Raw genomic sequence first — 14,401 nt, forward strand, 5'->3', positions numbered from 1 at the left:
TACCATCGTTGTCGTGGCGGAGTTCATCTACACCATGAGAAATGTGCGCAAGGCGCACGGCGACAAGGTCATCCTCGAGAACGCGTCGATCAGCTTCTATCCGGGGGCGAAGATCGGCGTCGTCGGGCCGAACGGCGCCGGTAAGTCCAGCGTGCTGAAGATCATGGCGGGGCTGGACCAACCGAACAACGGCGACGCGATCCTCGCGCCCGGGGCGACGGTCGGGATCCTGCAGCAGGAGCCCCCTCTGAACGAGGAGAAGACCGTCCTCGGGAACGTGGAGGAGGGCGTCGGAGAGATCAAGCAGAAGCTCGACCGGTACGAGGCGATCGCCGAACAGATGGCGACGGACTACTCGGACGCGCTGATGGAGGAGATGGGCCAGCTCCAGGAGGAGCTGGACCACGCGGACGCGTGGGACCTCGGTTCGCAGCTCGAGCAGGCGATGGACGCCCTGCGCTGCCCGCCGGGGGATGCCGACGTCAAGCTCCTCTCCGGTGGGGAGCGGCGCCGTGTGGCGCTCTGCAAGCTGTTGCTCTCCCGGCCGGACCTGCTGCTGCTCGACGAGCCGACGAACCACCTGGACGCGGAGAGCGTCCTGTGGCTCGAGCAGTTCCTCAGCAGCTACCCCGGTGCCGTGCTCGCGGTCACCCACGACCGGTACTTCCTCGACAACGTCGCCCAGTGGATCCTCGAGCTGGACCGCGGCCGGACCTTCCCGTACGAGGGGAACTACTCGACGTACCTGGAGAAGAAGGGGGAGCGGCTCGCCGTCCAGGGCAAGAAGGACGCCAAGCTGCAGAAGCGCCTCAAGGAGGAGCTGGCCTGGGTCCGCTCGAACCCGAAGGCCCGGCAGGCGAAGAGCCGTTCGCGGCTCGACCGGTACGAGGAGATGGCGGCGGAGGCGGACCGCACCCGCAAACTGGACTTCGAGGAGATCCAGATCCCGCCGGGTCCGCGTCTGGGCAGCACCGTCGTCGAGGTCGCGCACCTGGACAAGGGCTTCGACGGGCGCCAGCTGATCAAGGACCTGTCCTTCACGCTGCCGCGCAACGGCATCGTCGGCGTGATCGGCCCGAACGGTGTCGGGAAGACGACGCTGTTCAAGACGATCGTCGGGCTCGAGCAGCCGGACTCGGGGATCGTGAAGGTCGGGGACACGGTTCACCTTTCCTACGTCGACCAGAACCGTGCCGGCATCGACCCCAAGAAGAACGTCTGGGAGGTCGTCTCGGACGGGCTGGACTACATCCAGGTCGGCCAGACGGAGATGCCGTCCCGGGCCTACGTGGCGGCGTTCGGGTTCAAGGGCCCGGACCAGCAGAAGCCGGCGGGTGTCCTCTCCGGCGGTGAGCGGAACCGGCTGAACCTCGCGCTCACGCTCAAGCAGGGCGGGAACCTGATCCTGCTCGACGAGCCGACGAACGACCTGGACGTCGAGACGCTGGGGTCGCTGGAGAACGCGCTCGAGCAGTTCCCGGGCTGCGCGGTCGTGATCTCCCACGACCGCTGGTTCCTGGACCGCGTCGTCACCCACATCCTCGCGTGGGAGGGCACGGACGAGAACCCGGCGGCCTGGTTCTGGTTCGAGGGCAACTTCGAGTCCTACGAGAAGAACAAGGTGGAACGCCTCGGGGCGGAGGCCGCGCGACCGCACCGTGTCACGCACCGTAAGCTCACTCGCGACTGAGGGCCACACCGCCGCGTGATGCGGTGGTCGTGCGAGGTGCCGGACGGACCCGGATCGACGGGGTACACGGGAGGCTGCTGCGTGGCGACCACGGGTATTCGGAGCGAGGCGGGCGACGAGTTCTCGGGAGGTGCTCTCCTCCCCGTCGCCGCCTCGTTGCGCTGGAGCCGACCGGACCTCACGGCCGGGATCGCCGAGCACGTGGCCCAGCGGTCCCTGGCCAAAGGGGACCGGCCGCTGTGGCTCGCCGCCTCCGGGTGGTACGTCCACGGCCGGTCCGCGACCGGTGACGGGCGTGAGGCCGCTGCGGACGTCGTGGACCGGTTGCGGACCATGGCCCGGCGCGGAGCGCTGATCACGTCCGACGGCGTCCGGCTCTGCGTCGAGCTCGCCGGGCTCGCCCAGGAGAACGGCGACGTGGCGGACGCCCGCGCGCTCGCCTCCGTCGCGCTGGAGGCGGCGGACGGTTCCGCCGAGCTGGAACTGGACGCGCTCGTCGTGCTCGTCCGGTGTGCGCTGGCGGACGAGGCGAAGGGCGTCGACGAGCTGCTCGCGCGGGCACGCACGGCCTCGATGCGGTTGCCCGGCCAGGGGCCTGCAGCGGTGTACGCGCTGGTCATGGCCGCGGTTCAGCGGGCGGCCGGCAGATGCGACGACGCCGTCTCGGCGGCCGTCGACGGCCTTCGGCAGCTCGGCGTGCTGCCCTCCGAAGAGGCCACCGTCGCCCTGTGCGGGCACCTGGCCGACGCCCTCGGCGCCCAGTGGATCGGCACCCTGCTCGATCACGACCGCGTCCACGAGGCGCGGGCCGCCGCGGAGTCGATCAGCGGGGCCCGGACCGGTGGCCTGCCCAGCCGGCAGGCGGTCCAGCTGCGGCTCTCGATCGCTCGGGCCACGGCCGGAGACGTCGATTCCACACGGCGGGGGCTGGCTGAGGCGGCGGAAATGGCGGCGGCCGCGAACACGCCGTCGCTGGTGTCCGCATGCCGGACCGCGCTCGCCGGGCTCGAGGAGCAGGCCGCCAACGTCGAGGCTGCGCTCGCGTCCATGCGCGCGGGCGTCGCGGCCGAACGCACGGACCAGGAACGAGGACGCCGCTTCCGGGCGCTGCTCACCACCCTGGGCGCACCGGACTCCTGGGAGGCCGCTCCGAGCCGTCGGGAACCGCAGCGGGACCAGGTGGAGGCGACGCGGACGGGCGGACGGCGCCGCGCCGCGTCCGGTGACGATGAGCGACGGCTCGTGGCCGTGCCGGCGGCCGACGGAGCCTTGCCCGGAAATCGGGAAGAGACGCCCGCGCCCGCTCGGACGTCGACCCCTGCGTCGGATCCGGTGGCCGCCGAGGTCCCGGCTCGCCCCCCGCGCCGCCGCCGTGCGGCTCCGCAGCCCGGCGCCGAGGGGGAGGCGCGCGACGTGCTGCGCGAGCTGCTGAAGGGCTCGCCGCTCGGGGACGCTCTCGCGGCCGAGCTCCGAGCCGACGGCCTCCTGGCGCACGACGGACTGACGAACGGTCACCACGTGAACGGTGACCTGGCCGGCCAGGAGCGGGCGAACGACGGCCCGTCGCGCAACGGCTCCGCGGAAGGTGCCGCTGAGGTCAGCGGTACACGGGGTGGCGACGCGCCGAAGAATGGTGTCGAGGGCGCCCGGACCGAGGGCGCCCGGACCGAGGGCGCCCGGACCCCTGGCGGCGGCAGCCGCAGCGGCGCGACCGCCGGCACCGGCAGCGATGGCCTCCGCGTACCGAGCGAGGACGCGAGAGACTCCGAGACTCAGAGCGAGGCCCCCGCGGACATCCGAACCGGTCGCCGTCGGAGGTCCGCGTCGGTGTCCGACGGCTCCGAGCGCAACGGTCACCGTGCGACCGGGACACCCGGACGGGGTGCGGCAACGGTCGACGACAGCGCCACGGAGGCGAGCTCGTCCGTCCCGGCGGAGGGTGCGAGCGACTGGCTGCGCGCGGCCATCGCCGAACTCGATCGCGTATGGGGGTCGCCCGCGGGCTCGGACAGCGTGACCCCGGGCCGTGCCGCGCCGGACACAGCGGCTCAGGACCCCCCAGGCCGGGCTCGCATGGCTGTCGAGCCGACGGACCAGGACGCAACAGCGCCCGCGGCCCGTCATTCGTCGGGTCCGGACACCGACCGACATGTGGACGCCGAGCAGACCTCCGACGAGATCCCGGTCGCGAAGGGCGGGCGGGCAACGCGTCACGCCACCTCGGGCGCCCGTGCCACGGGCGAGCACCTGACCAGCTCGGATGACGCACGTGGTGCTGCTGGTTCTGCCGCCCGGCACGGCTCCCGCGGCGCGGCCGACACGAACGACGAGGTCGACGACCGCGAGCCGGACGGCCGTGGCACAGGTGCCGGCGAGCAGTTCACCCGGTCGGCCTTCGGCAGTTCGGTCGTCGTCGACCTCGTCCGGGGCGACGAGCGGATGACCACCCGGCCTGCGCAGGAAGCGCTGCGGGGACTGACCGAACGGATCCGGGAGCACCTGCCCGTCCACGCGGGCGTGCGGGACGACGGGCCGGACGAACTGGTCGTCGTGCTTCCCGGACACGGCCGGGCCGCGACCGCGGCGTGGTTGCACCCTGTGCTGCGCGAGCTCGCGGACCACCTCGACCCGGCCCACGGCCTGGCGGGGGCGCGGTTGCGGGGCAGCGTCCACGGCACGGACGGCCGCGCCGGCGTGCAGCTCATCCAGGACATCGTGGCCTCCGCCGAGCCCGCGCGACGGCGGCACCCCACCGCGGACGACTCCGACGGGCTCAGGGACGGTGGCCTCACGGACGGTGGCCTCACGGACAGCGGGCTCAGGGACGGCGACCTCGCGGACGGCGGCCTCCGGGACGGTGGGCCGTCGGACAGCGGCGCGGTGGACGGCAGCCAGGCGGACGAGCAGGGCCGGACGAGCGAGGACACCCGGGCCGAGGGCGACGATGCGCGGCGCACCCCTGGTCGGCGGGCCAGACGCCGGGCGGCTGCGGGCGATCCGCTCGGGCCGGCGAGCTACGTGCTCGGCGAGTTCTCGGGCTCCGCGGCGGAGGAGGAGAGCGGGCCGCTGCTCGGTGACCTTCTCTACCGGGAAGCGAGCGGAGCCGTCGCGGAGACATCGGTCCCTGGGCCCTCCGGCTCAGCCACGGACATCGGTGACACGTCGGGACGAGCGGGCGCGGGCCGCCGGCGCCGCGACGAGACGGCCGACGGGGAGCGGTCGGAGGGTCTCGCGTCGCGCAACGGGCGCCACGACGGCGACGAGCCGAGCGGCCGGCGTGCCCGCAGGGAGACTGCCGGCCACGGACCGGCGTCTGCTGAGCGCGAGGGTTCCGACGCCGAAGGCACGCCGGCCGAGAACTCCACACGGTCCGTGACTCTCCGTGCATCCGGGTCGCGTCGCCGTCGCGCGGACGACAGCTCGTTCCACATCTCGGATCTGGAGATCCGGCCCGGCAGCGGAGGGCGGCGGCACCGCGACGACGAGGAGAGCGTCGAGTCCGGGCGTCCGCGACGTGGGGCGGACGTGGCCGACCCGACGGATGCACCGACACCGATTCGCGGTTCCCGGCAGCCCGCGGAGGACGGCGCCGAGGGCGGTCGCCGGCGCCGCCGGTCGCGGGACGTCTCCGCGGACACAGTGGACGGCGCCGACCTCCCGGCGGACGGCCCGCGCCCCGGAGACGACGGCGCTCGGAACGGCGAGGAGACCGGCCGGGCGGCTGCCGGCCGGGAGGACGCCGGCCGGGCGGACGCGATCCCGGCTGAGGGGAGCCGGGCAGACACGAACCGGCCAGACCGGAGCCGAACGGACCCGAGCCGGACGGACGAGAGCAGCCCGGCCCAGGCCAGCACCGACCGGGACGACACCGACCGGGACGACACGGACGACGACCCCGCCAGCAAGCGCCCCGGCAAAACGCCCGCCACCTCGGACGACCCCACCGATTTCGGGGAGAATCTCGGCCTCGGTGACCTGCTCGCCGGAGCCCTGGCCGCCTACCGGGGGCTCTGACGACGTGGCGACGACCCGTCGACGGGCCGTCGCCCCGCCATCCCCGCGCCCCTCGGTAGGGCTAGGGTTGGTGGGGTTCTGTCACCCCCTGTAGTCCCCCGGAGCACTGTGTGATGAGCCGAGCCCGTGAGCAGACAACCGCCGCGGAGTCGGCCGACGACGAGAGTGCCCGTCTCGTCCGGCTGTACACGCGCCACACCCCCGAACCCGAACGCCTCCCGGACGACGTCGCTCCCCTCGCCGACATCGCGACCGTCGCGCGCGAGCAGCGCCTCGTCGCGCAGCGCCGCCTCGCCGGCGAACCTCTGGTCGAGGTCCGGGCGGCGGACGGCGCGATCGTCGTCGAGATCGTCACCGACGACATGCCGTTCCTCGTCCAGTCCGTCCTCGCGGGCGTCGGCCGCGTCGGCAGCGCGGCCCGGCGACTGCTGCACCCGATCGTCGTCGTGCGCCGCACCGTCACCGGCGAGATCCGCGAGATCCTCACCGAGGCGGACCCGGACGCACCGCCCGCCGGCTCGCTGGCCGAGTCCTGGATGCGCCTGGACCTGCAGCCGACGGACGGCCTCTCGCCCGACCGGCTGCGGGACGAGCTGCTGCGCACCCTGCACGACGTGCGGGAGGTCGTCGAGGACAGCGACCGCATGCTGGTGCGGATGCGGGACCTGGCGGACGAGCTGCTCGCCGAGGAGCTCCTGCCACGGGGGGTCGTGGCGGGGCCCGGCTCGGAGCGGGACGACCTCGCGCAATTCCTGCGCTGGCTCACCGACGACGGCCACTTCACGTTCCTCGGCTACCGTCACTACGTCGTCGACGGCAGCGGGGACGGCACCGCGCTGCGCCCCGAGCTCGCGTCCGGGCTCGGCGTGCTGCGCCGGGACAGCCTCGTCGCCCGCTCCTTCGCCCCGGACACCGGCGAGACCAGCCGCAAGGACCTGCTGATCCTCACCCGGGCCAGCGTCCCGAGCCGGGTGCTCCGCCCGGTCTTCCCGTACTACGTCGGCATCCGCACGTTCGACCACGAGGGCAACGCCACCGGCGAGCACCGCTTCCTCGGCATGCTCACCGTCCCCGCGCTGCACGAGAACGTGCTGGACATCCCGCTCGTCGCCCGGCGGGTCCGCGGCGCGATCCGCCGGGCCGGCTACCCGATGGACTCCTACTCGGGGCAGCAGATGCTGGAGGTGCTCTCCACGCTGCCGCGGGAGGAGCTGTTCAGCTCCACCGAGCAGACCCTGCACGACGTCGCGACGGGTGTCCTCGCGATGGCGGGACGGCGGGCGGTGCGGGTATTCCTGCGCCGGGACCCGTACCGCCGTTTCGTGTCCTGCCTGGTCTTCCTGCCGCGGGACCGCTACACGACGACGAGCCGGCTGGCGATGGCGGACGTCCTGGCCCGCCACCTCGGCGGCACCGGTTCGGACTACACCGCGCGGGTCAGCGAGGCGAACCTCGCGCTCGTCCACTTCACCGTGCAGACGGACCCGTCGCGGCCGGCGGCGGAGGTGGACCTGCAGACGCTGCAGGACGAGCTCACCGAGGCCGCCCGCACCTGGGACGACCGGCTGATCGACCGGATCGGGACCAAGGTCGGGTCCGTCCCCGGGCTGCTCGCCGGCATCCCGGAGTCCTACAAGGCGGCGGTGCCCCCGGCCCGCGCGGTCGACGACCTGCGACGCCTGCTGGCCCTCCCCGAGAAGGGCTTCGACGTCCGGCTGCACCGCGAGGTCCGGCACGGCGGCTCGGGTGGCGACGTCACGGACACGGACCTGCGGCTCACCCTCTACCTGGCGGACTCGCCGGTCACGCTGACCCGGATCCTGCCGACGTTGCAGTACCTCGGCGTCGAGGTGGTGGACGAGCACCCGTCGGAGTTCGTGCTGCCGGACGGCCGCCGGTGCTGGCTCTACGATTTCGGCCTGCGGGTCGACTCCGCCGGGACCGATCCGGTCTACGCCCCCGACCGCGTCGAGCTCGACTTCTGCGCCGCGTTCCGCGCCGCCTGGTCCGGCGAGGCCGAGCCGGACCGCTTCAGCGCGCTCGTCCTGCGCGCGGGCCTGCACTGGCGGGAGGCTGCGGTCCTGCGCGCCTACGCCCGCTACTCCCGGCAGGTCGGCAGCACGTTCGGCGCGCAGTACATGGCGGACACGCTCCTCGCCCAGCCCGAGGTCGCCCGCGCCCTGGTCAGCCTGTTCCGCGCCCGGTTCGACCCGACGCTCGCCGAGGACACCCGGGACAAGGCGCACGAGGAGGCCCTCTCCCGCGTCACCACGCTGATCGACGAGGTCACGGGCCTGGACGCGGACCGCATCCTCCGCGGCTACCTCGCGATGATCACCGCGACGCTGCGGACGAACTGGTTCCGCGAGCGCCCCTTCTTCTCCTTCAAGATCGACCCGAGCGCGGTGCCGGACATGCCCGCACCCCGCCCGCGGTTCGAGATCTTCGTGTACTCGCCCCGCGTCGAGGGCGTGCACCTGCGGTTCGGGCCGGTCGCGCGCGGCGGCCTGCGCTGGTCGGACCGCCCGCAGGACTTCCGCACCGAGATCCTCGGCCTCGTCAAGGCGCAGGCCGTGAAGAACGCCGTGATCGTGCCCGTCGGCGCCAAGGGCGGCTTCGTCGTGCGCGCCGCGCGGCCGGATCCGGCGGAGGTCGAGGCGTGCTACCGGACCTTCATCTCCGGGTTGCTGGACGTCACGGACAACCTCGTGGGCGGGGAGACCGTGCCACCGCCGGACGTCGTGCGGCACGACGGGGACGACTCCTATCTCGTCGTCGCGGCGGACAAGGGCACGGCGAAGTTCTCCGACGTCGCCAACGAGGTCGCGGCGTCCTACGACTTCTGGCTCGGCGACGCGTTCGCCTCCGGCGGCTCGGTCGGCTACGACCACAAGGCCATGGGCATCACGGCCAAGGGCGCCTGGGAGAGCGTGAAGCGGCACTTCCTCGAGCTCGGGGTGGACACGCAGAGCCAGGAGATCACGGTCGTCGGCGTCGGGGACATGTCCGGTGACGTCTTCGGGAATGGGATGCTGCTGTCCGAGCACATCCGGCTCGTCGCGGCGTTCGACCACCGGCACGTCTTCGTGGACCCGACGCCGGACGCCGCGCGGGGCTTCGCCGAGCGCGCCCGGCTGTTCGCGCTGCCCCGCTCGTCCTGGGACGACTACGACCGGTCCGCGATCAGCCCCGGTGGCGGGGTGTGGCCGCGTACCGCGAAGTCCGTGCCGGTCGGGCCGGAGATGCGCGAGGCTCTCGGCCTGCCCGCGCACGTCACCAGGCTCAGCCCGCCGGAGCTGATCCACGCCATCCTGCTCTCGCCCGCGGACCTGCTGTGGAACGGCGGGATCGGCACCTACGTGAAGGCGAGCACCGAGACTCACGCGGCCGCGGGCGACAAGGCCAACGACGCGATCCGCGTCGACGGCCGGGAGCTGCGGGTCAAGGTCGTCGGCGAGGGCGGCAACCTCGGCCTCACCCAGCGCGGGCGCATCGAGTTCGCCCGCGCCGGCGGCCGGGTCAACACCGACGCGATCGACAACTCCGCCGGGGTGGACTGCTCGGACCACGAGGTCAACATCAAGATCCTGCTGGACCGGCTGGTGGCGGCGGGGCAGCTGGGGCACGAGGACCGCAACGCGCTGCTCGTGGAGATGACGGACGAGGTGTCCGCACTCGTCCTGCAGGACAACGTGGACCAGAACGCGGTGCTGGGGGTGGGGCGCTCGCACGCCGGGGAGATGGCCAACGTGCACGCCCGGCTCGTCGCGGACCTGGAGGAACGCACCGGGCTCGACCGTGCCCTGGAGGTGCTGCCGGACCAGGCGCGGTTCGCCGCCCTGGAGGCGGCCGGCGAGGGCCTGAGCAGCCCCAGCTTCTCCACGCTGCTGGCCCACACCAAGCTGGACCTGACGCACCGGCTGCTGGACACGGAGCTGCCGGAGGTCCCGGCGTTCGCCGCCCGGCTCGCCGAGTACTTCCCGCGCCCGCTCCGCGCGCGGTTCGCCGACGCGATCTCGCGGCACCCGCTGCGCCGGGAGATCGTCGGGACGATGCTTGTCAACGAGATGGTCGACGGCGGCGGCCTGACGTACACGTTCCGCCTCGGCGAGGAGACCTCCGCCGGCCCGTCGGACGCGGTGCGCGCCTACGCCGTGACGACGCACGTGTTCGACCTGCCGCAGCTGTGGGAGGAGGCACGCTCGGCCGGGTTGCCGGTGGCCGTCGCGGACCGGATCGTGCGCGAGTCCCGGCGGCTGCTGGACCGGGCGTCGCGCTGGTTCCTGGCCAACCGGCCGCAGCCGCTCGCCGTCGGCGCCGAGACCGCCCGGTTCGGCGGCAAGGTCCGGGACCTGCGGGACCGGCTGCCGGAGCTGCTCGTCGGCCGCGAGCGGGACCAGGTCGCCGCGCGGATCGAGGGGCTGGTCGGCGAGGGCGTGCCGGAGGCGCTCGCGATCCGCTCCGCCACGGCGCTGCACAGCTACGCGCTGCTGGACGTCGTCGAGCTGGTCGAGCTGTCCGAGCGGGACAGCGAGCCGCGGGAGCCCCTCGAGGTCGCGACGCTGTACTACGCGCTCTCGGACCACCTCGGCGTCGACGTCGCGCAGACCTCGGTCAGCGCGCTGCCGCGCGGGGACCGCTGGCACCAGCTCGCCCGGCTGGCGCTGCGGGACGACCTCTACGGCTCGCTGCGCTCGATCACCCTCGACGCGCTGCGCGAGGCCGCGCCCGGGACGCCGGTCCGGGAGGCCATCACCCAGTGGGAGCGGGCGAACGCGTCGAAGCTGGTCCGGGCGCGGGCGGCGCTGCAGGAGATCGCGGGTGCGGGACAGCTGGACCTGGCCACGCTCTCGGTGGTGTCCCGACAGCTGCGGGGGCTCGCCCGATAGAGGAGAGTCGGCCGATGAGTCACGGCGCCCCGGGGAGTCGGAGAAGGGTGACCACCTTCCTGCTCATCCCCGGGGCCGGCGGCGCTGGTACTGGCACCTCGTGAGCGCCGAGGGCGAGCCGTCGCGGCCACGAACCGATCGCCGTCGACCTTCCCGCGGCGGACGAGACGGCCGGTTGGCCCGAGTACAGCGAGGCGTCGCTGGCGGCCCTCGGGGACCGGAGCGAACCGGTCGTCGTCGCGCAGTCGATGGGGGCCTTCACCGGGCCCCTGGTCTGCGCGCGGATCCCGGCCCGCCGGCTCGTCCTGGCCAACCCGATGGTGCCGGCCCCCGGCGAGACCGCGGGGGAGTGGTGGGGCGCGACCGGGCAGGAACAGGCGCGCAAGGAGGCCGGCTTCGGGCCCCTGGACATGCCGGGGGACTTCTTCCACGACGTCCCGCAGGACGTGACCGACGAGGCGATGGCCGGCGGGGACCAGCCGCAGTCCGGCTTCTCGTTCGCCCAGCCCTGGCCGCTGGACGCCTGGCCGGACGTGCCCACGTCGGTGGTCCAGGGCGTCGACGACAGGTTGTTCCCGCTGGAGTTCCAGCGCCGCGTCGTGCGCGAGCGGCTCGGGCTGGAGCTGCACGAGGCCCCGGGCGGGCACCTGATGGCGCTGAGCCGCCCGGTGGAGTTCACGGACGTCCTGCTGGGCCTGGTGACCGGCGGGTAACCGCGGTTTGAGAGGCTTGCGGCGTGGCTCGCTACGTCGCGCACGTCCCCCTGCGCTGGACCGATCAGGACTCCTACCGCCACGTCAACCACGCCCGGACGGTCACGCTCCTCGAGGAGGCCCGGATCGGACTGCTGTTCACCGAGGCGTCCGCGGCGGGAGTCGGCTCCTTCGGCGGCGGCCTGCTGGTCGCGGGCCTCGAGGTCGACTACCGGCGGCAGATCCCGTACCGGGCGCAACCGCTGCGGGTGACGATGGCCGTGCGGCAGCTGCGCGCGGCCTCGTTCACCATCGACTACGACCTGCATGACGGGCCGGACGAGGACTCCCCTGTCGCGGCCGTCGGCGTGACCCGGATGGCGATGGTCGATCTCGCGGCGCAGCGCCCGCGCCGGCTGACCCCGGAGGAACGCGCGTTCCTGCAGCGCTGGGCGGACACTCCGGCGGTCGTGTCGTGACCCTGCGGCTCGCCGACCCGTCCGAGCGGGACGACCTCGGCGCGTTCACCGCGCGCGTCGTCCGCCTCGACCAGACCGCCCAGGTCACGCTCCGGGCGTCGGCGCACCGGGTGACGGCCTGGGCCGCCACCCCCTTCGACGTCCTGGCCACCCGCTCCGTCGCCGGCGTCATGGAGCCGGACGAGGTCACCGTCGACGCGACCGCGCTGCTCACCGCCCTGGCGGTGGACCGGTCCGAGGAGATCGACCCGGGCCCGGGGTTCGGGCTGTGGGCGGGGGAGCTGCCGCCGGACAGGGGCTGGGCGCCCGTCGACGACGTCCCGGCCGCCGAGCTGGAGCAGCTCACCGAACGGGGGCTCGCGCTGGCGCGGGAGCACGGCAGCGCCCACGGGCCGCCGTCGTCCCTGCTGGACCAGACGGTGCTGACGGTGACCGGCTCCGGGGTGCGGGGCGGGGTCAAGGTGCCGATGCGGGCGCTGTTCGCGCTGTCCGGGATGGGGTTCCTCGGGGGCGCGGACACTGGGGCCGGTCCGGCGGGGGAGACCCCGGTGGTGCGGATCTCGGCGACGGGCTCGTGGATGCGCCTGGACGCCCGCTACGGCGCGGTCGTCCGGCGGCGGGTCCTCAGCCTGCCCCTCTTCACGTAGCCCCACCTGCCGGAACGGCCGATCAGGTGAGCCAGGCCGCCGCGTTCGGCGGGAGTTCCCCGTCCACCAGCGGCACGCTCGTGAGCAGGACGTCCCCCGGCGGCAGCGGCACCGGGACCGACGAGGCGTTGAGGGCGCAGACCAGCGTCGAGGCGCTGCGGCGGAAGGCGAAGCAGCCGGGCGGGGCGCCGTACCACTCCACCGCGTCCCCGGCGAAGCCCGGATGGTTCGCCCGCAGCTCCAGGGCGCGCCGGTACAGGGAGAGCGTCGAGCCCACGTCCTCCAGCTGTGCCGCCACGGTGAGCCGGCCGTACTCCTGCGGCATCGGCAGCCACGCGGCGCCGGTGGTGAACCCGTACCCGGGGGGCTCGGCGTCCCAGGGCATCGGGACCCGACACCCGTCGCGGCCGCGGCCCGAGGGGTCCTGCAGCACCTCCTCCGCCAGCTCGACGTCCGGCAGGCCCAGCTCCTCGCCCTCGTACAGGTACACCGAGCCGGGCAGGGCCAGCACGACCAGCGCCATCGCCCGGGCCCGCGCGGTGCCGACGTCGCCGCCGCCGTAGCGGGTCACCGCCCGCGGGACGTCGTGGTTCGCGAGCGTCCAGGTGGGCTCCGCCCCGACGCCCGCGAAGGTCGCGAGGGTGCGGTCGATCGCGGCCCGGACGGCGTCGGCCTCGAACGGCGCGTGCAGCAGCCGGAACCCGAACGCCTGGTGCAGCTCGTCCGGACGCACGTACCGGGCGAACGCCTCGTCGTCGCCGACCAGCACCTCGCCGACGGCCATCCGACCGGGGTAGTGGTCCAGCACGGCGCGGATCATCCGGTGGACGTCGTGGACGCCCGGATCGTCGAAGCGGGGGTCGTTGTCCCGGTCCCCGAGCGGGGTCCAGCCGGGCTGGCGCAGGTCGTCCGGCAGGGTCTCCGGCTTGGCCATCCCGTGGGCGACGTCGATGCGGAACCCGTCGACGCCGCGGTCCGCCCAGAACCGGATCGTCTTCTCCGTGTCCGCCCAGACCTCCGGGTTGGTCCAGTCGAGGTCCGGCTGGTCGGCGGTGAAGAGGTGCATGTACCACTCGCCGGGCTCGCCACCGGGGCCCGGCACGTGGGTCCACGCCGGACCGCCGAAGACGCTGCGCCAGTTGTTCGGCGGCTCGGCCCCGTTCCGGCCGCGGCCCGGCCGGAAGTGGTAGCGGGCCCGCTCGGGGCTGCCCGGCGCGGACTCCACCGCCCCGCGGAACCACTCGTGCTCGGTCGACGTGTGGTTGCCGACGAGGTCCACGACCACCTGCATGCCGCGCCGATGCGCCTCGGCGAGCAGGGCGTCGAACGACTCCAGGTCCCCGAACAGCGGGTCGACGTCCCGGGGGTCCGCCACGTCGTAGCCGTGGTCGACCATGGGGGAGCGGTAGAACGGGGTCAGCCAGAGCGCGTCGACGCCGAGGAGTTCCAGGTAGCCGAGCCGGCCCCGGATGCCGTTGAGATCGCCCACCCCGTCACCGTCGGAGTCGGCGAAGCTACGGACGTAGACCTCGTAGACGACCGCCTCCTGCCACCACCGCACACGATCATCCTGCCAAATCCGCAGCCGGAATCCCGCTTTTCAGACCTGTGAGTTGACCATGCTCGCGGCCGCGTACTCCAGGTAGTTCCACAGTTGCGCACGGTGCGGCTCGTCGAGCTCCGCCTCGTCGACGGCGATCCGCATGCACCGCAGCCACGCGTCCCGCTGGAGCGGCCCGACCGTGAACGGGGAGTGCCGCATGCGCAGCCGGGGGTGCCCGCGCTGCTCCGAATAGGTGCGCGGGCCGCCCCAGTACTGCTCCAGGAACATCCGGAGCCGGTTCTCGGCGGGGCCCAGGTCCTCCTCCGGATACAGCGGCCGGAGGATCTCGTCGACGGCGACCTGTTCGTAGAAGCGGTGGACGATCTGGTGGAAGATCTTCTCACCGCCCACCTCGGCATAGAAGTTCTGTGGTGCGCTCACTCCTAC

At 73.6% G+C, this 14,401-nt stretch carries 7 protein-coding genes and 1 pseudogene; 6 read left to right on the top strand and 2 right to left on the bottom strand.

Annotated elements, in window-relative coordinates:
• Positions 1–13 precede the first annotated feature (13 nt).
• From ettA to WBK50_RS06490, 6 genes and pseudogenes are all read left to right on the top strand, one after another.
• Positions 14–1,690: an energy-dependent translational throttle protein EttA gene (gene ettA, locus WBK50_RS06465; protein ID WP_341334710.1), complete on the top strand. Its 1,677-nt coding sequence runs from the start codon at positions 14–16 to the stop codon at positions 1,688–1,690.
• 81 nt (positions 1,691–1,771) lie between these two features.
• A complete protein-coding gene (locus tag WBK50_RS06470; protein ID WP_341334711.1) occupies positions 1,772–5,704 on the top strand; it encodes a hypothetical protein in 3,933 nt (1,310 codons plus the stop codon).
• A 113-nt stretch (positions 5,705–5,817) separates the two neighbouring features.
• Positions 5,818–10,593 (top strand): NAD-glutamate dehydrogenase, encoded by a 4,776-nt coding sequence (locus WBK50_RS06475; RefSeq protein ID WP_341334712.1) that lies wholly within the window; start codon positions 5,818–5,820, stop codon positions 10,591–10,593.
• Between the two features lie 125 nt (positions 10,594–10,718).
• Positions 10,719–11,306: pseudogene (locus WBK50_RS06480) on the top strand (alpha/beta hydrolase); the annotation flags it as partial.
• Between the two features lie 23 nt (positions 11,307–11,329).
• Complete coding sequence (locus tag WBK50_RS06485; RefSeq protein ID WP_341334713.1) at positions 11,330–11,764, top strand: acyl-CoA thioesterase; 435 nt, start codon at positions 11,330–11,332, stop codon at positions 11,762–11,764.
• Positions 11,761–12,411 carry a hypothetical protein gene (locus WBK50_RS06490; RefSeq protein WP_341334714.1) on the top strand — a complete coding sequence of 217 codons (651 nt, stop codon included), beginning with the start codon at positions 11,761–11,763 and terminating at the stop codon, positions 12,409–12,411. The genes WBK50_RS06485 and WBK50_RS06490 overlap by 4 nt, the downstream gene beginning before the upstream one ends.
• A 22-nt stretch (positions 12,412–12,433) precedes the next feature.
• On the opposite strand, the gene WBK50_RS06495 is transcribed toward WBK50_RS06490, so the two are convergent.
• Both WBK50_RS06495 and WBK50_RS06500 read right to left on the bottom strand, forming a co-directional pair.
• Positions 12,434–13,972 (bottom strand): glycoside hydrolase family 13 protein, encoded by a 1,539-nt coding sequence (locus WBK50_RS06495; protein WP_341334715.1) that lies wholly within the window; start codon positions 13,970–13,972, stop codon positions 12,434–12,436.
• Positions 13,973–14,011: 39 nt separating this feature from the next.
• Positions 14,012–14,395 (bottom strand): globin, encoded by a 384-nt coding sequence (locus tag WBK50_RS06500; RefSeq protein ID WP_341334716.1) that lies wholly within the window; start codon positions 14,393–14,395, stop codon positions 14,012–14,014.
• Positions 14,396–14,401: the final 6 nt, after the last annotated feature.

The organism is Pseudonocardia sp. T1-2H (assembly GCF_038039215.1).
Classification (GTDB): Bacteria; Actinomycetota; Actinomycetes; order Mycobacteriales; family Pseudonocardiaceae; genus Pseudonocardia.